General features: G+C 65.7%; 11 protein-coding genes. 2 read left to right on the top strand and 9 right to left on the bottom strand.

Going from position 1 to position 19,619, the window contains the following annotated elements:
• Nucleotides 1–10 precede the first annotated feature (10 nt).
• Complete coding sequence (locus AB4Z37_RS16980) at nucleotides 11–253, bottom strand: transcriptional regulator (protein ID WP_441517914.1); 243 nt, start codon at nucleotides 251–253, stop codon at nucleotides 11–13.
• Between the two features lie 97 nt (nucleotides 254–350).
• On the bottom strand, nucleotides 351–560 hold the full coding sequence (locus tag AB4Z37_RS16975; protein ID WP_441517913.1) for a cold-shock protein: 210 nt from the start codon (nucleotides 558–560) through the stop codon (nucleotides 351–353).
• Nucleotides 561–973: 413 nt separating this feature from the next.
• Here AB4Z37_RS16975 and rpsU point away from each other — a divergent pair, with 413 nt between their 5' ends.
• On the top strand, nucleotides 974–1,249 hold the full coding sequence (gene rpsU, locus AB4Z37_RS16970) for a 30S ribosomal protein S21 (RefSeq protein ID WP_441517912.1): 276 nt from the start codon (nucleotides 974–976) through the stop codon (nucleotides 1,247–1,249).
• A gap of 92 nt (nucleotides 1,250–1,341) precedes the next feature.
• On the opposite strand, the gene AB4Z37_RS16965 is transcribed toward rpsU, so the two are convergent.
• The 6 genes from AB4Z37_RS16965 to AB4Z37_RS16940 all read right to left on the bottom strand — a co-directional run bounded on the left by AB4Z37_RS16965 (nucleotide 1,342) and on the right by AB4Z37_RS16940 (nucleotide 6,106).
• The gene (locus AB4Z37_RS16965) at nucleotides 1,342–1,995 is read right to left on the bottom strand and encodes a TetR/AcrR family transcriptional regulator (RefSeq protein ID WP_441517911.1); all 654 of its coding nucleotides are present in this window, start codon (nucleotides 1,993–1,995) and stop codon (nucleotides 1,342–1,344) included.
• Between the two features lie 6 nt (nucleotides 1,996–2,001).
• Nucleotides 2,002–2,448, bottom strand: a complete 447-nt coding sequence (locus AB4Z37_RS16960) for a nuclear transport factor 2 family protein (protein WP_441517910.1) — start codon at nucleotides 2,446–2,448, stop codon at nucleotides 2,002–2,004.
• A gap of 175 nt (nucleotides 2,449–2,623) precedes the next feature.
• Nucleotides 2,624–3,160, bottom strand: coding sequence for a GNAT family N-acetyltransferase (locus AB4Z37_RS16955; RefSeq protein ID WP_441517909.1), 537 nt, complete (start codon nucleotides 3,158–3,160; stop codon nucleotides 2,624–2,626).
• Nucleotides 3,161–3,330: 170 nt separating this feature from the next.
• On the bottom strand, nucleotides 3,331–4,506 hold the full coding sequence (locus tag AB4Z37_RS16950) for an alpha/beta hydrolase family protein (protein ID WP_441517908.1): 1,176 nt from the start codon (nucleotides 4,504–4,506) through the stop codon (nucleotides 3,331–3,333).
• 260 nt (nucleotides 4,507–4,766) lie between these two features.
• Nucleotides 4,767–5,570: an XRE family transcriptional regulator gene (locus tag AB4Z37_RS16945; protein WP_441517907.1), complete on the bottom strand. Its 804-nt coding sequence runs from the start codon at nucleotides 5,568–5,570 to the stop codon at nucleotides 4,767–4,769.
• A gap of 176 nt (nucleotides 5,571–5,746) precedes the next feature.
• The gene (locus AB4Z37_RS16940) at nucleotides 5,747–6,106 is read right to left on the bottom strand and encodes a hypothetical protein (RefSeq protein WP_441517906.1); all 360 of its coding nucleotides are present in this window, start codon (nucleotides 6,104–6,106) and stop codon (nucleotides 5,747–5,749) included.
• A 63-nt stretch (nucleotides 6,107–6,169) separates the two neighbouring features.
• Between AB4Z37_RS16940 and AB4Z37_RS16935 the strand changes: the two genes are divergently transcribed.
• The gene (locus AB4Z37_RS16935) at nucleotides 6,170–6,493 is read left to right on the top strand and encodes a hypothetical protein (protein ID WP_441517905.1); all 324 of its coding nucleotides are present in this window, start codon (nucleotides 6,170–6,172) and stop codon (nucleotides 6,491–6,493) included.
• Between the two features lie 267 nt (nucleotides 6,494–6,760).
• On the opposite strand, the gene AB4Z37_RS16930 is transcribed toward AB4Z37_RS16935, so the two are convergent.
• On the bottom strand, nucleotides 6,761–19,366 hold the full coding sequence (locus tag AB4Z37_RS16930; RefSeq protein ID WP_441518029.1) for a filamentous haemagglutinin family protein: 12,606 nt from the start codon (nucleotides 19,364–19,366) through the stop codon (nucleotides 6,761–6,763).
• Nucleotides 19,367–19,619 lie beyond the last annotated feature (253 nt).

Here is a 19,619-nt window from a genome sequence, read left to right as displayed (position 1 = left end):
TTACGAACTGCTACGTTCGCCGCTTCCTTGGCAGCTTCTTGATAGCGCCGGTTGGTAAACTTGCTCGAAGCGCGTCGTCAGCCGCTTCTTTGGCCTCGCGAACCTCTCGAAGCCGCGCCATGTTCTTGCGAATCTCGACGGCGCGTTTCTCGACATCGGCCAAAGCCCGCGCTCCTTCTTCAGCGGCCAGGCGCTTACGATTGGAACGCGCGATGCTCTCGGGTGACAGCTCGGCCGTTTTCCTGGCGCTCATGCTTCACTCCGTTTTGCAGACGGCGAAACCCGCTCAATCCGGGGATCGAGCGGGCCAAGCGGCCGTTTCAGTACATCCGTGAAACGGCGCCAAGATATCAAGCCAGCGAGAGACTCTCGGCGCTGACCTTGCCTCGCATCTTGTCGGTCTTGGTCTCGAAATTCACTTTTTGGCCTTCTGCAAGACCCGAAAGGCCGGCTCGCTCGACGGCGCTGATGTGAACGAACACATCATTGCTGCCGTCGCTCGGCTGAATGAATCCAAAGCCCTTCTGACCGTTGAACCACTTTACGGTGCCTGTCGTCATTTTCTTCTCCAAAGCGCAATGGCGCATGTATGCCGCGCGACAATCACGCGGACATTTTCAACTTCGTCGATGTCTTTGGAAAAGGAGCCCGCGGGCGCATTCAACAAGGCACAGCGGCTGATCGAACATGTTTAATATACACCCTGCCCGTTGCTTTACAAGGGCATAAGCCGATTTGTTTTCTGCCGGCCATTGCAATCAGATCTGCCGAAATGCTGGCAGGCCCAGTCGATTGACTTGTCCGCGCGAGAGTGGTCACGTGACGCACCAGGTTGGATCGCGCGTCGAGCGCATCGCCCTCGAAGCTGGCGACGAATGTTGCAGCCGCCATCCTGAAAAATCGCGATGAAGCTTCTGCGCAATTGGCTGCTTGCAGGACGTGTCGCATTTGCAGCCTCAAGAGAGGAAAATCAATGCAGGTCGTTGTACGAGACAACAACGTTGAACAGGCGCTTCGCGTTCTCAAGAAGAAGATGCAGCGCGAAGGCGTGTTTCGGGAGATGAGGCAACGGCGCTCCTATGAGAAGCCGTCGGAGAGAAAGGCGCGCGAGAAATCCGAAGCCATTCGCCGCGCGCGCAAGCTTGCTCGGAAGCAGGCGATCCGGGAAGGATTGTTGCCCGCGCCCCCTAAAAAAAAGCCCTTTGAGCGCAAACCGCCGTTGCCGGAGATCAAAGCTGCTGCGGCCTGAAATCAATGCCGCGCAGCACGATTGCGGGCGGAGTTCCTTCGAGCTCCGCCGCTCTGTATCTGCTCGCCGCGCGCGCTTCGCAGGCGCGCCCCTCACTCACCGCCGGCCAGCGCCGGCTCACCTGCCAGCGCCGCTTCGAACATTGCCGTCCACGCCTTCTTCTTTTGCTCAAGGGCCGGCTCATCGGAGCGCCTCGCCCCCGCGCTGAACCGGAACGGGGCCCCGAACAACGGATCGAGCGCAACGGTCTGGTGCAGCAGCCCGACCACGAATTGCGTCTCGGCCATGGACGGCGCCCCCCTTCCCGCCGCCACACAAGCCTGCGATCTCCGCTCGTGCAGCACGGTCACGACGGTTCCGAGCATGCCGGAGCCACGGTCGCGCCAGCCGGAGAGATGGAGCCGCAGCGCGAGTTCACCATAGCTTCCGTCGGCATAGAGATCCGCCATGATGTCCACGAGCTGCCGCACCGAGGCGCCGGTCTCCTTCCATTGCTCCGCGGCGGCATCCAGTGCGTCCTTCAGGCGGCGGCCGGCATGGCGTAGCAGCGTTTCGAGCAATTCGTCGCGCGTGCCGAAATGGTGATTGACGGCCGCGTCAGTGAGCCCCACCCGCGTCGCGACCGCCCGCACATTGACGGCCTCCGGGCCGCTTTCGCGCAGGATTTGTTCCGCCGCAGCCAGGATCAGCTGGCGCGCCTCGTCCCGGCTTCGTCGAATCCGGCGCTGTGTCTTGGGGGTGCCCATGCGCGCTCACAGATAGCTCGGATCGAGGCCGTCGCCCCACGCCGCCATCCAGCTCTGATACACCGCGCGCGCCCCAAGATCGTAGAGATCAATCAGGCGGACGATCCGACCGTCGCGATAGGTCGCGACCTCCCACAGGCGCACCTCCATCTCCGGGCTGTCGCCGCGGCGATATTTGATCGCCCCATAGACGAAGACATTGTCGCCTTCTTCGAGCAGCGTCGCATCGTAACCGAGCGTTCGAGTGCACAGACGATCGAACCTCGCCACCGATCGCCTCATTGCAGCGAACACGGCGTCGCGCCGCTCAACCACGCAATGAAACGGCATGTTCATGACTTCATAGCGTACATCGTCATGAAAATAGGGCGCAAGGCGCGTCCAGTCGTCATCCAGATAGGTTTGCTCGAAAGCCTGCCGCTGACTGACGAAACGCTCCGTATTGGTCACCATCACGAGCCTCCCCATGTGTGATGGCCAAGGCTAGCTGCATATACCTTGACATGTCAAGGTAGTGACCGGGACGAGATCGTCCCTCAATGGCTGCGCGCGTTCCCAACGTCGAGGAACGCCCCTCCCCGACGGGGCCATTGCGCGCGGCGAATGGTCTGACCTCAACGCAGACCGTTCAAGCCGTGTTCAGGATGAGATACCAAAACAGCGCGATCTCTTCGCGCTCGTGCCCTAGGGCCGCGTAAAGCAGCCGATCGACGCCGCCGCACGTGAAGCCGTAGCGCTGATAAAAACGGCAGGCCGCCATGTTGTTGGATTGCGTCTCAAGCCGCACCCCGGGCAATCCGCTTTCCTTTGCCCACCTCACGGCCTCATCCATCAGCCCTCGGCCGACCCCAAGCTTGCGGACATCCCGATCGACGGCGAGGTCGTCGACCTGGGCATAGTTATTCCAGCCGCGCGACGCGAGAAGATACCCCCGCACCCTATCTCCGTCCTTGGCCACGGCGATCAGGTAATCATCATGTTCCCGGTCCGAGGAGAACAGGTCAGCCTCGAACTCATAGGCTTTTCGGTAGGGGGCAACCTCTTTGACGTCTCGGGTACAGTCCTCGTACGGAGGCGTCATCTCCGAGGTTACCTCAAACGAGAAATCGCATGCAGCAATGTCTGCAGCAGTCAGATGGCGGACGCGCTCAACCTTCAAGGCCATTCCCGAGATCCTCGCTCCCGCCACGGCGCGGCACGCGCGGCTTCAACACCGCAAGGAAGCTGCACGCAGGCCGCGCCTCCCGCAAGGCCCCTGAGCGAACACCTGCTCGGTCATACAAGCGCGCGCCCCAGGATCAACCATATGACGGAAAGCGCTCTGCATGCCGACGGTCAGGTCACTTGCATGGTCTCGTCGAGCCAGTCGAAGATCTTTTGCGCGCCAACGCCCTCGGCGCCGGCCTGGCAATGCGCGCCTGCGGCCTCTTCAATCGTAAAATTCATCAGGGTCTTCGGACAGCTCAGACGATCGTAGAGCTTCTGCGGCTGGCCGGCGAAGAAGCCCTCGAGCTCCGCATCCAGCACCAGCGTCGCGCATCGAATCTGATCGGCATTCGTCGCCTCGAACGCCTTGAGACGTTCGAGATAGTCAGGCAGATCGCTGTAGCCGAAGACGAAACGCCCGTGGTTGACGCTCCAGCGCAGTGTGGTGTTGGTTTTGGCCGCCTCACGCAGCCCCGCTTCCAACACGCCCTTTTCAGGCAACTCCGCCGGATAGCGGCCGCGCACGATCTCGTAAAAGCTGTAGAGCCCGCCGTTGGCGATCAGCGCGCGCAACCGGTGCTCATGCGCCGCCGCCAGCGGTGCCAGAAGACCGCCGAGGCTGATGCCCATCAGCGCGATTTTCGCAGCATCGACGTCGTCGCGACCGACCGCATAATCGATCACCGGCGAAACCACATTGTGCCAGTCGGCGCGGAAGGTCAGACGCTGTTCGCGAACGACTTCGCCCTGCCCCGGGCCTTCGAACACGAGCACGACATAACCGCGCTCCGCCGCTGCCATGCCGGGCCAGATCGCAATTTCCTCCTTGGTGCCATCGAACCCCGAGTGACAGACGAGTGTCGGACGCCGACCGACGAGGCCGGGGCGCTTCATGACATAGGCCGGCAGCGTCGTCCCCTCGAAGGGAATTTCCACACGGTCGATTTCGACATCGAGCCCCCTGGAGGCCGCCATGAAGCTCTGGCGACTGGCTCGGCTGGACGCGAGGATTCTCGGATCATCGGGATTGCCGTGCAGATAGAAATCCGCGGCAAAATGGTAGGTCGCGGCACGCAGGTAGGCCTTCGATGCGCTGCGATGGTGACCGCGCACCAGCGATGCATCGCCGGCGGCCTGCACGCGCTCGGCAAGCTGATGCCATTCCCGATACCAGCTCTCATCGTCGCCGGGAGTGAGAGCGCTGGCGACCTGCAGGCACTCCTGCACGTCGGCGCCGCCATAGTAGCTGTGACCGATAATGCGGAGCAGTTCGAAATGATGCGAGGTGTCGGGCGACAGAAGCATGCTGCGGTGCTCAACTGTTAGGGCCTGAAAAGGCGCCGCTACGGACCGGTTCCGGCAGAAGCAAAATGACGACGATCCGTCGACGTCGACGATCGCGCATCAATTTGCGGATCGGAAACTCGCATTTTGCGGATCCGCAAGTCAACAGAAAGATGGCGCTCCGCACTTGATTTGTCGATGGGGTCGGCGACGGCGGCCGGAGCGAGCCGGCTCTGCCGCGCTCACAACATGAGCTTTCACGCCACGGGCGACGTCCGAATTCAGTTCTTCTGAACCACGCGCCGGCGAGGGCGACCATCGCGGGCGGCTTTCAGCGGCGCCTCGCTCTTTCCCGCAACGGCCCCTCGGCTCGCAAGATCGCGGACCGAGCTGGTGAACGACGAGAAAATCCTGGCCGTGGAAACGATGAGCAGTTTGACGGCTCGGCCGCCTCGCGCCACATAGGCATGTGCCTGCGTGCTGTCGAAGAAAATGCTGCCGCCCTGATTCACCGAGACGGGCGAACGGCCTTCCATATGCAGCTCGAGCTGACCCTCCAGAACATAGCAGAACTCGACACCGGCATGCCCGGTCATGCCGCCGAACTGCTCCGGCCTGGAGGCCGTCACTTCGAGAATCAAAGGCATGAACGGCGACGGATAACGATCATCGTGAGGGAAGGTGTAAGTGCCGGTATTGATCGTCACGCTGCTGGCACTGTCCGCGCTCGCTACGCTGAAAAACGGCGCCGCATCGGGGCGCCCGGAATCCGCAGCTGCCGTCGCGACAAGGTCCGCCCATTCCATCTTGAAGAACGACAGCAACTTGAGCAGCACGGCAAATGTCGGCGCCATCCTGCTGTTCTCGATTCGCGACAACGTGCTGCTGGTGATGCCTGTCGCCTTGCTGACATCAAGCAATGTGAGCTGCAGCTCCTCGCGCTTGGACCGCATCGCCGTTCCAAATATCGCGCCGGCATCCCGGTCTTCATCCGCTCGCGTCCAGACGGAACGCTTGCCCGGCGACTTTCGTGGCGACCTTCCCGCCTTGCTGGAAATCGGCGTCGCGCCGGCCTTTTTCGTCATCGAATCGCTACCGCACCTCGCCGCCATATGGCGTGGCCGGGATGAAAGGCCAGACGGGCGCCGCATGCAATCGAAAAAGCATCCGGCAAGGTGAATTGCCGGTTCGGTGCCAGATCGCTCTGGGAGTTCGCGACCACCAAGGTCCGCCCCCGAGCGTGGACAGCTTCACCCGGATCTCACGGCCGTTGCCGTTTGGTCGATGATAATCTACTCGGCCATCGAGACGCGATAGACGCCATGTCGCAGATGTCGATGGAGAAACTCATCGCGACATTCAGTCCGCTTCGATCCCCGCGCGCACGCATCGCGATTGCAAATATGTCGGCTTTGGCGTGACGCTCGCCATGAAGCCTGGGCGGTGGATGGAGGCTGGCCTGTCGGCCATGCCTGCCTTCAACTTCTTCTCCCTGACGCTCGTCCAGCCGTCGATGTCGCGCTGCGCCCTTGTTGCGCTCGGCAATTTTTCCCAGCACGCCCGGCAAGACTTGCCGGGCCCGTGCGACCTCGATGCGTCGCTGCGAGATCGTTCCGTTCATTTCCGCATGTTTCCAAATGGCACGAGCTTTGCTGATCCACCGATCGTGATCTGGAGATGAGCGATGACCATTTCTCTTTTGAACGCCCTCGCAGGCCCCTCAGCGAGCACGCAGCCTCCTGGCAAATTCACCGGCAAATCCGCGAGCGGCAAGTCTGCGAGCGACAAGTCTGCGGAGCAGGCCTTTCTCGATTACGCGAAAATGACGCCAGCGCAGCGCATGCGGGCTTCGATGCTTTCCAAGCTGGGAATCACCGAGGAGCAGTTCAAGGCGATGGATGCGGCATCCCGACACAAGATCGAGGACAAGATTCGCGACATGATCAAGCAGCAGGCCGGAAAAACCAACGAAACGCCCACTGGGCTGATCACCGACAAATCCGTCTAGATCACGACGGTCCGTTCTGCGGCGGAGAACCGTTTCCCGACGCGCATCAGGCCTTTGCCATCACACGCGCCTCCGCGAACGCGCAGACGACGGGCTGCGCCGCATCTTCGAACGCGGTCGGCGCCGCGCCCGCGTTTCGAACACGCACTCCTTACGCACCGTTTGTGCCGTGCTGCCCCCACCTCGCAGGAGGCATGGTGGTGCCGTCGGGGTCTTCAAGCGACCGCCACCTCGCCGACCGCGAAGCAGGTCGAGCCGTTTCCGTTTCTACAACGGGCCTCCGGTGTTGATCTGGCTGAGCAGCTTGCGCCTTTCCTCTGCCGTCAGGTCGGCGGTCTGCTCCGCAGTGAAGGTGCCATTTCCGAGAACGCGCAGCATTCCGTTGGGATCGTAGTTGATGCTGCTCTGCCTTTTCGGACCGCGCCGTTGCTCCCCTTCGGGCTCGTCACCACCGCCGCCATACCCCAGCACCTCGACCATGATGATCGACGCCTGGCCGTCATTGCGGGCCGGCGGCGGCGCCGTCTGCTGGGTCGCCGCTGTGGTGTTGGAGGCGGCCGTCAGCGCCGCGGTCGGCGGTCCCTGCACGGTCGGGATGCCGGTCGCCGTGCCCTGCCCGGTGATGTTGGCGGCGTTGACGATCTGCAGCGCCGCGAGGTTGATGTTGCCGGAATAACGGATGCCGGCTTCGCCGGCATCGATGGTGCCGAGCGGCGCGATCAGATCGACATCGCCCGGCGCGACCTCGGGAAACGGCAGCGTCGCGATGCCGGCACCGGTCGCCGGCGCCTGCGGCGACAGCGTGACATTGCCGTAGAGATCGGTGACGCGTCGTGGCGGCGTGAAGACCTGGGTGGTCTTCGAGCCGCGGCCGGCATTGATGTCGCCCTCCGCCGACCACGCGATGATGTTGCCGCCGAAGGTCGTCATGATGCGCGACAGTCCCAGCAGGATCGAGCCCCTGGCATAGATCTCGATGTCGCCGGTCTTCTGTGTGATCAGGCCCGACGATCCCGGCGGCACCACGCCTTCGACGCCGATGATCAGCCTGCCGCCCGGCGTCAGCGACTGGATGCCGCCGCCGTCCAGCGTGCGCACGCCGGTGCCGCCGAACATGGTGATATCGCCGGCGTAGGTGATCGACCGGCCCGCCGCATCCTGATCCGGGAACAGCGCCGCGATGGCTTCGCGGCCGCGCAGGTAGGACTGATGGCGCGTGCTCGACGGATCGTTGTACTCGCGGCCGCCGGCGCGCAATTCGGCGAAATAGACCGTGCGCAGGAAGACGTGCTGCTGCTCCGCAGGCAGGCGAACGAACATGGCCCGGGCCTCGTCGATCGAGCCGGTGAAGCCGAAAGTCTTCGCGAGCCAGTCGGCGAGCTCCTGCTCGTAGGTCCTGGCGACCTTGCCGGGCTGGTCCGCGAGCGGCACGCCGGTCCTGGCGAGGTTGTTCGGATCGAGATAGAGCGCGGCGAACCGGGCGTAGTCCGGCCCCGTCGCCCCGAGCCCCGCTGCCATGACGATGGATGCACCGGGGCGTTTATCACCGGCGACGATCGAGCCGATGGAAGTCAACGCCCCCTTGTCCTCCATCAGGATATGCCGTCCGGCATTGATCTCGAGCGTGCCGGGGCCTGCGACGACGAAGCTGGAATACAGAATGTCGCGGCCGGCCTGGACGACCGACACGTCAGTGGCGTTGCTGTGAACAATGAGATTGGGCACGCTGCCGTTGAACGGACTGCTCGCCCAGGCAAGGTCGAGGGAGCCGCTGGCAACGATGTCCCGACCGGCCCTCATGCGCAGCGGCCCTCCCCCCACGTACCAGGTGGGGAGATTCCCGCCAATCCACCAGGGTTTTGGGTAGGTCAGCGTTTCGCCAGTGGAGAGACCAACGATGTCACCGTTCATCGCGTAGATGCGGATCGGCTCCGCATCCGCGCCGCGCGGAGCCGCAGTCGTCGCCGTGTTGGGGCCGAAAGCAAAAAGGGAATAGATGCTGCTTCTGATGTCCCGCCCCGCCCCGCCGAACGGATCGACATTGCTTGTCCCCTGCCCCGTGAACGCGGGATCGAACGGGGTCGGCAGACGGGTGCCGGTTGTGGACATGACGAGGGCGTGGCGTGCCATATAGGGATCGCTGGGGAAGAAAGTGCCACCGTAGATCGCTCCTGCGGCCAGGATCGACAGTGCGCCGGACGGCGACGGGGCCAGCACGTCGTGGGTGTAGTTCGCCATATTGTCGGCCCCGGCGGAACGACCGAAATAGAGGTTGCCGCCGAGCGCGGCGACACGCAGCGTCGCCGGCCAGGTATCGGCGACGTCGTGGACGCCGGCCGTGGGATCGTTCGCCACCTTGCTCGGAGCCATGTTGCCGCCGGCCGACACCAGATTGATGGCGGTGTGATCGGTCCACAGGGTGAACCAATTGTCACCGCCGACGGAGTTCAGGATTCGGCTGCGGGTGCCGTCCCCGGCTCCGGCGATCACCATGTCGCCGAGGGTGCGGAGATAGACGGCTGAATCGCCCGGCACCAGCGTCAAGCCCAGATAGGAACTGGCATTGGGGGTGGCAAACGGATCGAAGCCGCGCGGATCTACATCGTTTTTCCCGATGCCACCATAGGACGTACGGATCGTGCCGATAGAGGCCGCCTCGCCCCGCACCGTGCCACGCAGGTTGACGATGCTGCCGGACAACGCCGTGCTGACGTAGTCGAGGTCGGTCGTCGCCAACGGGTTGAGAGCGCCGGCGATGCGCATGTCGAGATCGCCGCCGCCGGTCAGGGTTAGCGTGCCATCGTCACCGACCCGGCCGCTGGACCCCACCGCGACCACCAGCCCCTGGCTGCGGCTCGTGACATCCAACCCGCCGACAAGTCCCCGTTGAACGATCTTGCCGGCATCACCCCCGACGCGCAGCGTGACATCGCCGCCGCCCAGGGTGCCGAAGCCGGTGAAGCCGACCAGGAACGGTTTGCTTCCGGCGTAGGTGCCGAAATTGACCCACCACGCGGTCGAGATCGGGGTGGCGACCGCGGCACTGCCCGAGCCCTGGCGCCACAGCCAGTTGCCGACCAGCGAGGTGGTGGTGGAATCGAGGGTCCCGAACGCGATGTCGCCGGTCAGGTTGCCGCCGGCGGCAATCAGCAAATTGCCGCCGTGGTCGGGATACCAGGCGTGATAGCCAGCCAGCGCGCCGGAATAATCGACCAACTGATCGCCGAGGACCGAACCGCCCCCGAGCACGCCGCGCGGCTGGTCATAGCGGCTGTCGGCATTGGTCGCCGTGCCGGCGGTGTAGACGCCGTAGAGCGAGTTCACGCCGATGTCGCCGGCCGCCAGCAGCGACAGGTCGCCGGTGCCGGTGCGGATCACGCTGAAGGCGGTGTCACGCGGCAGGTCCTTTTGGACGACCGGGGTGCCGCCAATAGATCCCATTTCGCATGTCTGAGGGTAATCCCGGCACCATCCCTGTTTGACCGGATCGTCGCCCACGGGGTCGCCGCGGTTGCCGAACGCCCAGTCTTGCCCGGTCTGCGTCCAGACCAGAGCCGGCGTCCCGCCGACGGACCCCATCTTGAACGTATAGACGTAGTGGGTGTCGGCGAGCCGGATCGTCCCGTGCGAATTCGGGGCCACCGCGCGGCGGTCGGCCGAGACGACGTCTGCGCCGGCCACCAGCGAAATATCCCACGATGGAGTGCCCGCCGGCAGCATGGGAGCCACGGCCCAGTTCCTGCTGATGGCCCCGCCGCGCAGGTCGACCATCTGGCCGTTGAGCAGCCTGACATCGGTCATGGATGGGATCAGGGCGCCGCGCGCCAGCGGCACCTGGGCGGTGATGACCATCTGGATCGGCAGCTTGACGCCCTTGGGCCAGGTCAGGCCCGCCACCGCGGTATCCGACATCAGCGGCGTCCCCGCCGCCAGCCTGGCGCCCACCGGCAAGGTCACCGCACCGTTCAGCACGGTACCGGCGGCAATGGCGCTGCCGTCGGGATTGGTGATGGTGGCCGCCACCACCGTTCCGACCGGCAGCGTCATGGACGCGGTCAACGTGGCATCGACCGGCAGGACCGTGCCCGCAGGCAGTGTCATCGCCGCCACCGGTACGGAATAGTTGAGCGTCACTCCTGCCGGATACGTGGTGCCGACATCCAGGGTCACGCCATCGCGCGGCACCATGATGTCGCTGCCGAACGGCGTGATCCCCTGGACCAGCGTCCAGCCGCTGTCGTCCGGCGTCGCCGCCGGCGTGGCGAAGCCGTCGGTGATGCTGCCGTGAACGGTCAGATCGCCCCTGGCGCGCAGCACCAGCACACCGGGTTCGGCGCCCGGCCCGTAGCGATAGCCCGACAGGTCGAGGTCGCCCGACACGGTCAGATTGCCCGTCGGATTGGTGGCCGTCTTGCTGACGATCTCGACGCCGGGGCGCAGATGATAGGCACCAAGCCCGGCGAGGCGACCGGACAGCGCGCGATTGGCCAGCGCGGCGGTGATGAAGGTCCTGCTGTCCGCATCGATGGCGTCGAGATAGCCTTGCGTGATGTCCTGCGCGCGGCTGCCGGACACGTCGGGCGATGCGGCCAGCGGCGCGTCGTCATAGGTGCGGAAGGCGTTGACGTTGATGTTGCGCGCGCCCTGGATGACGGGCGAGCCGATCACATCCACGGCCACATCGTTGCTGCCGAGACGCGGCGCGTTCAGGCCGAGCGTGCCCAGTGACACCGCCGTGCCACCGGTCCCCGCCCGCAGGTCGAAAGCCGCGGTGTTGGCAAGGATCAGACGGCCCGCTGTCGAGGTCAGATCGATCACGGCACGGTTGGGGCTCTCGATGACCTTGCCATAGCTGTCCACCCGCAGGGCGCTGCCATGGGCATCGAGCTTGCCGTTGATCACCAGGTCGTCGCTGGCGGCAAGCCGGATGCTGCCGACCTTGACGCCGCTGGCGTCGATGTCGCCGTTGACCGTCAGGCGTCCGGCATCCAGGACGATCTGCACATCGCGCGCCTTGACCCCGTCGCCGACGGTCAGGTCGCCCTGCCCGATCCGGAAGCGCCGTGCGCCGAACACTTGCCCCGCGTTCAGGCGAGCGTTGAGCGCGGCGAAATCGGCCTCCGCCAGAACGCGGGCCCGCACCGTCAGTTCGGCGGCATCGAACGGAACCAGGGTGCCGCCGGCATCGTAGCTGCCGCTGGCACCGCCCTGAATGACGCCACCAAGGTTGACCCGGCCGGCGGTCGCGCTCAGCGCCGTGGCCGTCAACGTGCCGGCGCGGTTGACCCGCGCCGACAGGTCGATGACCGCAGCGGCCGCGGCGCTGATGTCGCCCTGCTCGCTCGACATCACGAGATCACCGCCCCAGCTGTAGCGCCGGGTGTCGAACATGGTGATCTCGCGTCCCGCCAGATCGATGCGGGCGTGATCGCCGAGACGCACGTCCTGGACGGCGGCCAGCGTCAGCTTGCCCGAAGGCAGCACCACCGCGGTGTCCACCGTGATGGTGCGGCCGGACACCGACAGCTGCGCGCCCAGCGCGTCGCTCGCGCCGGCCGCTTGCCCCGTGATCGTCACATCGCCACCTGCTGCGACGGTGAACCTGGATCCGGCACCGCCAGTGAGCAGCGGCGTGGAGATCGCCAGGTCGCCGCCGCTATACTGCCAGCCCTGCCCGGTCACATAGGCGCCGCGATCGCGATAGACCGACAGGCTGCTGGTCCCGCTGGCGGCGATCGTCTCGCTGGCGCTCAGGCTGACGCCGGCGAATCCCAGCGCCAGGCGACCGTCCACCGCGGCACTGGATGGCTGGGTGTTGGGGCCGTAGCCGAAGCGGATGGACCTCGCATCGATGGCCAGCCGGCCGCCGCCGAGCCGGTCGGCCATCGGCGCACCGGCGACACCGTCCGCACCGGTCCAGACGAATTCGCCGGCGCGGATGACGGTGGTGTCGGCCGCGGTGCCATAACCGTAGATCGCCGGCGTGCCGAAGACGACGCGTTCCAGCGACGTGGCGTCGAGGGTGACCCCACCAAAGACATTGACGGCGTCGTGGGCATTGAGCACCAGGGTTTGCAACGCCGGCACTCCGACTGCGGTGTTGCCCGCGAGCAATTCCGCGAGCCTCGCCTGGTTGAGCACCAGCCCCGGGGGCAGTTCGCCGGCGGCCTGCATCGCCGCGATCGCGGCGGTCTCGCCGATGTTGACGGCGCTGACACCCAGCACCAGATTCCTCGCGCCATAGGCGACGTTGTCGGCCATGACCAGCGAACGGCGGGTGGCGACGGCGATGGTGCCGTCCGCCAGGAGCCGGGTCGGCGTGGCACATTCGCCGGTGACGCAAGCGCCGACCGTCATGTTGACGCCGAAGTTCGCGTCGCTGCCCGATGGCGCTTCGCTCAAGATGAGGTTGATCCAGCCGCTGGACACCACAAGGACGCCGTCAGCCCGGAACACGTAGCCATCACGGGAATCGAAGATGCGCCGTCCGTTGCCCCGGGCGATGATCGATGCGCCCTCCTCGATGGTGATTGCACCGTCCCTGATGGGGAAAGTCGAGCGGCTGCCGCCCAGGACGATTTCACCGGCAATGAGCTTCGCGCCACTGCGGACGATCAGGTCACCGGTGCCAGAGAGCTCGGCATAGCGGCCCTTCTGCCCGTTCGTCGTCATGAGGCTGGTATTGAGCAGCAGGCGCGGAGCGTCGAGTGCGTCGAGCGCATCGGCGGTGATGGAAACGCCGTTCAGGCCCGCCGCAGCCGCCTCGCCGGTCGCCAGCACCTCGCCGATGCCGCGGACCTGGACCAATCCGGCATAGCCGGTGCTGCCGCTCTCCGCGTCCTGCAGCAACGTGCCCGCGAAGGTGAGTGGCGCCCGCACGTCTCCCGGCAGGGTGCTCTTCAGCATCTTGAGGTCGAGAACGCGGCCATCGATCGTCAGCAGGCCGCGCGGCACGCCGAGCCTTGCCGCATCGGCCTGCGCGAAGGCGTTGTAGTCCATCTCGTTATAGGCGGAGTGGCGGCGCACCACGCTGGCCGGCGTGACGATGATATGATGGGGCAGCGCCTCGCGGACCGCCGTGTCGGCAATGCCGAGCCGGCCGGCGACGCTGTAGGACCCGTTGCCCTGCGCCGTGGCGCCGGCCAACATGGTTTGGTTGCCGGCGCCGATCTCGACACGGAAGGCGCCAGGCAGCAGCGCGTAGGTCGACGGCATCAGCGTGTAGGTGCCGGCTGGCAGGCCGGGCACGCCATCGGGGATGGTGACCTGCTGTCCCACCAATGGGGCACCGTAGCCGCTCTCTGCCGCCACCGGCGCATAGCCCGCCGTGCGTCCCGGCACGATGGCATAGACGGCATTGCCCATGGCGCTGAAGCCGTAGCCAGGACCGGCGCCGGCGAGCGGCGCGGTCAGAATGTTGATGGAGCCGCCGCGCCCCGAGATGAAGCCGGCGCCGGTCAACCTGCCGCCGCCGGACAGATCCAGTGTCGCGCCGGCATCGGCGGACAGATGCGCGGTATTGAACCCGATCCCGTTTGCCGGATTGCTGTCGGTCATGTTGGCGACCGGTTTAAGCGTGATCGCCGCACCGTTGTAACTATAGGTGATGCCGTCCACGGTGCCGCCATAGGGCATCATCAGCCCGGCGCCGCTGATCGACGTAATGCTGCCTGCGAGCAGGTTGACGCTGTCGGACACAGCCCCGAAGGGGACCGATCCAAGCATCAGCATGCCGAACGGCGCCCGCACGATACCGCCCTGATTGATGGTCTCGGCATTCAGTTGCAGCGAACCGAACGCCGAATAGGGCATGGCGACAATGCCGGAGCCGGCCCGGCGGATGGTCAGCGAAGTGCCCGCGACGAACGGCGCGGTGTCCCCGACATAGCCGGCGATGATCCGTGCGCTCGCATCGCTTGCCGGATAGATCTGCGCCGCCGTCAGCAGCAAATTGCCGGAGGTCGCGAGTTCAGTGGTGAGACTGCCAGACAAGCCGCGGCCAATCGCGCCGCCTAGCAGGCGAAGGTCGCCGGTGCTGGTCAGATCGACCAGCGAGAAGCCCAGCCGGTCCACCTCCGCGCCTGTGGCCTGATCGATACCGCGCACGCCGAACCCGACGCGATCGCGGATGTCGATCTGCGATGCGTGCGCCTGGAAAACGGCGCTGGTCGCCTGCCGCGACGGGCCGCTCCCCCATTTAACGCTCGGCAAGATCTGTCCATCCCTCGCGGTCCGGATGACGCCGGCCAGACGGAGATAGGGCGCGGTCAGCACAACGGTGGCGTCGGATGCCGCGCCGTCGGCCAGACCGAAAGCTCCGGCATAGAGGCGCAGGCTCTGGCCCAGGTTCAGCGCGACATTGCCGTCGAAGCTGAGCGGACCGTCGACCAGCAGCGAGAGTGAGCTGAACCCGCCGGCGGTGATGCGGTCCACACCCAGCCGCGCCATGCCCGGAACGAGGGTCGCGCGCACGCTCTGCGCCGTGGCGTCGGCGGCCAATCCGCTGTTGCCCTGGGTTTGCGTCAGCAGGAATTCGCGGTGACGCAGCACGTCGCCCATGGTGCTCTGCCGATCGTAGGTCGGCGTCGCCAGCGCCAGCCCGAGCGTGCCCCCGGCCGCCCCGGCGCCTCCCGCTTCAGCCCGCAGCGTGCCGTCGAGGATCAGCCCGGTATTGGATTTGGCGATGATCACGCCACCGTTGCTCGCCGCCGCCGTCATGCCCTCGATGGACCCGATCATGGCCGTGGTCCCCGAGGCATCCAGCCTTGCCCCCTTCTGGATCACGACAAAGGCATCGGGGGCGAAGGCCTCGCCCTTGTCCTCCCAATCCATCGCGCCGCCGATGCGGATGCTGCCGCCATCCATCACCATGCCGTAGGGACGGCCGCTCCGATCAAGGGCGGTCGCCGCCCGCGCCGCCACATCCACCACCGCACCGCCTCCGACCCAGATCAGGCCGGGGCTGGTGTCGCCGATTTCCTTGAAGGCCTTGGCGTTCGGCACCTCCATGGTGATGGTGCCGCCGGGGGCCGTCAGGCGGCCGTCCACCACGATATCGCGCCCCACCAGGCTGATGGACTGAGCGGCATCGACATTGACCGCCGCATTGGCCGCAACAGTGATGGGACCGCTGGCGCCCACGATCAAGGTGGAGGCATTGGTCGCGACAGACCGCAACGTCAGGCTGGCGCCGATGCGCCGGCTCAGAACGCCCTTGACGGCGTCCGCCAGATAGTCGGGCGGCGTCCACAGCTCCAGCGCTGCAGCCGGCTCGGTGCCGGTCGCGACACCGAAGGACGCCGCATTGAAACGATAAACCGGCACGACCGCATCAATGCTGGTGCCTGCCATCACCGCCACGCCCGTACGCCCGGTGATGTCGTAGGTGGTGAAGCCAGTCTGGAACAGCGCGCTGTCGAGCTGAAGGTTGGGTTTGACCTGAGCCGGATTGGCCAGCACCGCGCCCGCGGCCAACACGCCCCCTGCCGGGATCAACAGATCGACCGGCGATGGACGACCTACCTTCACGGTCTTCGCGTATTTCGGAACCGGCAGGCCATTGGGAAACACGTCCCTAGGAACGACATACCCGCCAAAATGGCCGGCATCACCGCTGTCACTGGCGTAGAGAGACACGCCGGCCGGAAGATAGGGCAAGCGCTCGGTTTGCCCCGTTTGCATATTCATGGCCGTGAGCGGCCCTCGCCAGGTTCCGACATCGATGAAGGGGCTATAAGGCCCCTTGCCGTCGACATAGAACGACGCATCCGCGCGCAAGTGATATTCGCCGTTTGGCGGGGGCGTCCAATTCGCTTGAAGCGTAAATCTCGCGCCGGGCTGGATACCGACCGAGGGAACGGCCTCGCCCGGCTGCGCAATCTTGACCGTGTATTTGTAGTCGATCGGCAGGATCTCGCCAGCCTTCACCTGATAATCCTGGGTGAGGACGAGATCGACCACAGCCCTTTCACCTGCCGCCAGCACGCCGTCGGTCGCGGTCAGCTTGCCGCCAATCGAGATGCCGGTGCCGGAGGACAGTTTCAGCGTCCCGCCGCCGTTGACGCCGTAGCCGGCCACCTTGCCGTCGAGGGTCAGGATGCCGACGGCGGTGATGCCTGACATTTCGACGTCGGCGGCGAGTGTGACGCTGCCGCCCTTGCCGCCCTTGATGTTGCCGTTGGCCGCGAGCGCGGCGCCCGACGAGACGTCGATCAGACTGCCTTTCGACAGGATGATGTTGTGGGTCGAGGCCAGGGTGGCGCTGCCGCCGTTGATCCAGCCGAGCTTGCTGGAATCGGCACCGTTGGCCAAGGCGTTGACCCAGACCCCGCGCAGATCGAGCGTGACGCCGCTTCCCACCGTGATGGCCGAAGCGCCGTTCTTCAGCAGCGCGACAGTGCCGAGTTGCGCGCTATCGGGCTTGAGGATGTTGGTGGCGGTGACGGAGCCGCTGCGCGCCATGATGGTGGCGTTGATGTCGACGATGGGGGCGACGAGTTCGAGGTTGCCGCCATTGGCCAGGGCCAGCGGCGCATCAATGGAAATGGTGTTGGTGGTGATGGCAGCGAGGCCGCCGAGATTCTGTTTGGCAAGGCGCCCGGCATCGAGCCAGACGGTGCCGGCGGCGCGGCCCAGGACGGTCAGGCCGTCGACGGCTCCCATGTGTTCGGTGACGTCGGCGATGGCGCCCACCCTGATGTCCGAGGCGTAGCCGCCGATCCGGCCAGTGGCGTCATAGCGGCCGACCGCCAGCGTTGCGGCGCTAGCGACGGAGGTCTGGGTCTTCTTGTAGCCGTCTGTCACCGACACGGCTGTCGCATCGGTCTGGCGCAAGCCATTGATCACCCCGGCCACGATGTCGCCCTCGAACACCGCCGTCGGTGCCGACAGGATCAGCTTGCCGGCGTCGCGTCCGACCGTGTAGCCGTCCTGCCAGACGCTGCCGCCGAAGCCCAGGGGACTGGCGTAGATCTCGGTGAGCTTCGGATCGACCTTGCCGCCCTGCTTGTGCTGAACCACGAAGCCGTTCATCACCGCCGTATACGTCAGGTTGGCCGGCGCGCTTGCCATGGTGTAGACCCGGCCGTCGCTGCCGAGCACATAGGTCTGCGGCAGGAAGCCGCCCTGGTAGACGACCGAGCCGCCGGAGAGATTGAACGACGAGCCGCGCTGCGCCACCACCTCCGGCGCCGCCAGCGTGACGGTGCCGCCGACGGCAGCCCATTCGCCGATGGTGTGCGCCGTGTTGCCGACATAGCCGGAGACCTCCAGCAGGCCGCCTGCGGTATAGTAGCGATCGGTCGCATAGCCGCCGGTGCCGGCCGGCACCAGCGTCAGATTGCGGGCATCGATCCAGACATTCTGGTTGAACAGCGTGCCGCTGTCGCGGTTCTGCGGCGAGTCGCGCAGCTCGTTGCCCTGGATGTTGACCTTGATCAGGTTCGCATCCATCGGCCGCAGCACGCCCTGCACGCCGGAGACATCGAGCGTGGCGCCGCGTTCGGTGAACACCCGCTTGCCGGCCGACACCGCAATCTGGCCGCCCTGCGCCATGGTCTGCGAGCCGCCCAGGAAAGAGGCGACACCCCCGGTGACGATCTCGACGCGGGACCGGTCCTGGCTGTCCGCCAACCTGCTGAGATTGTCAAACTGACCGATCGCCAGAGGGTTCGGTCCCGACGCCGCGATCAGCGCATCGCGCCGGGAGTTCAACGCGGTGTCGCGCGCGGACAGCTCCGGCATGACCAGTGTGGTGCTGCCGCCGGTCAGCGTGACGCTGCCGGCGCCATCCGAGGCGGAGTTGAGCAGATGGATGGTGCCGCGCTGGTTCACCGAGGTGGTGGCGACGAGCACACCACCCTGGGTCAGCGCGCGTCCGGCAAGCGTGATGTCGCCCTGCTGCGACAGGATCAGGCCGGTGTTGCCGACGGTGCCGCCGGTGCTTGCGGCATAAATGACCGGCGCGACTTCGCTGCCGTTGGTGGTGGAGAACTGGTGGACGTTGGTGCTGTAACCTGCACGCAGGATGAAGTCGTCGCCGGCGGCGAGCAGCGCTTGGCCTTTGGGCGTGATGACCGTACCGGCATTGCGCACCTCAGTGCCGAGCAGCGCGACAAACCCGCCACTGGACGTAACCGACGTCGGCGCATTGGTCGTGATCAGCGCGCCGTTCTCGACGACGATTTTGCCGCCCGCTCGGCTGAAGCTCGGCAGATAGCTGGTTCCGCTTTGCGCCGAGTAAATTCCCTTGGTGAGGAACTGCTGATCCGTGATGCCGGCGGTGGACGCGATCAGCGAACCGACATTGATCTGGCTGGCACCGCCGAAGATGATGCCGTTGTGGTTGATGACCAGCACCTGTCCCGGTGCGTTGATCTGACCGAGAATCTGGCTCGGGCCGACATTGCCGATGACGCGGTTCAGCGCCGTCCAGGTCGCAGCCTGCTGGTTGAAGTTGACCGTGGTCTGGGCCCCGACATTGAAGGTCTGCCAGTTCAGGATCGCCTGCGGCGCGGTCTGGTTGATGGTCACGGTCGTGCCGTTGCCGTTCGCGCTCTGCACCGGCGCGTTGGCGCCGCTCCACGCGGCGTTGGGCGCAACCTGCAGGCCGCCTGCGCCAAGACCATTGGGCACCACCACCTGCGGCATTGTCACCGAGCGCTGCGCGGCCGCCGCCGCGGCGCGTGCGGCAGCCTGCGCGCCCTGCATCGCCTGGATGGCCTCGATCGAGCGCCGCATCGCGCTCTGGCCCTGCTGGGCCGCGGCCGCTGCCTGCTGCGCGGCGAGCGCCGCGGCGTCCATCGTGTAGCTTGTCGCCGGAATTCCCGCACCACCCCCCAGCTGCGCCGCGAGCGCCCCGCCACTGCCGACCATCAGCAAGGTCAACAGGCTCGCCCCGGCCAGCAGTACCGACCGTTGGGCAGCGCGAGACCCTGACACCGGAGGACATACGACGGCGCGGCGAAACATCGGGCAGATCCTTCAAAACGATCGCATCCCCCAGCGCTGCAGCCGGATGCCGCAGCTCTCGGGGATTGAAAGGGGTCTCACCGGAAAGACAGATTTCAAATGCCGGTTGAGCACACTTGCGCGAAGGATTTTCTGGACAAGCTGCGGCTCGCTCGGC

Origin of the sequence: Bradyrhizobium sp. 2TAF24, from assembly GCF_052115025.1 — a bacterium.
Taxonomy (GTDB): Bacteria; Pseudomonadota; Alphaproteobacteria; order Rhizobiales; family Xanthobacteraceae; genus Bradyrhizobium_A.
The sequence above is the reverse complement of the archived record's forward strand: the minus strand, read 5'-3'. Positions and strand labels throughout refer to the sequence as shown.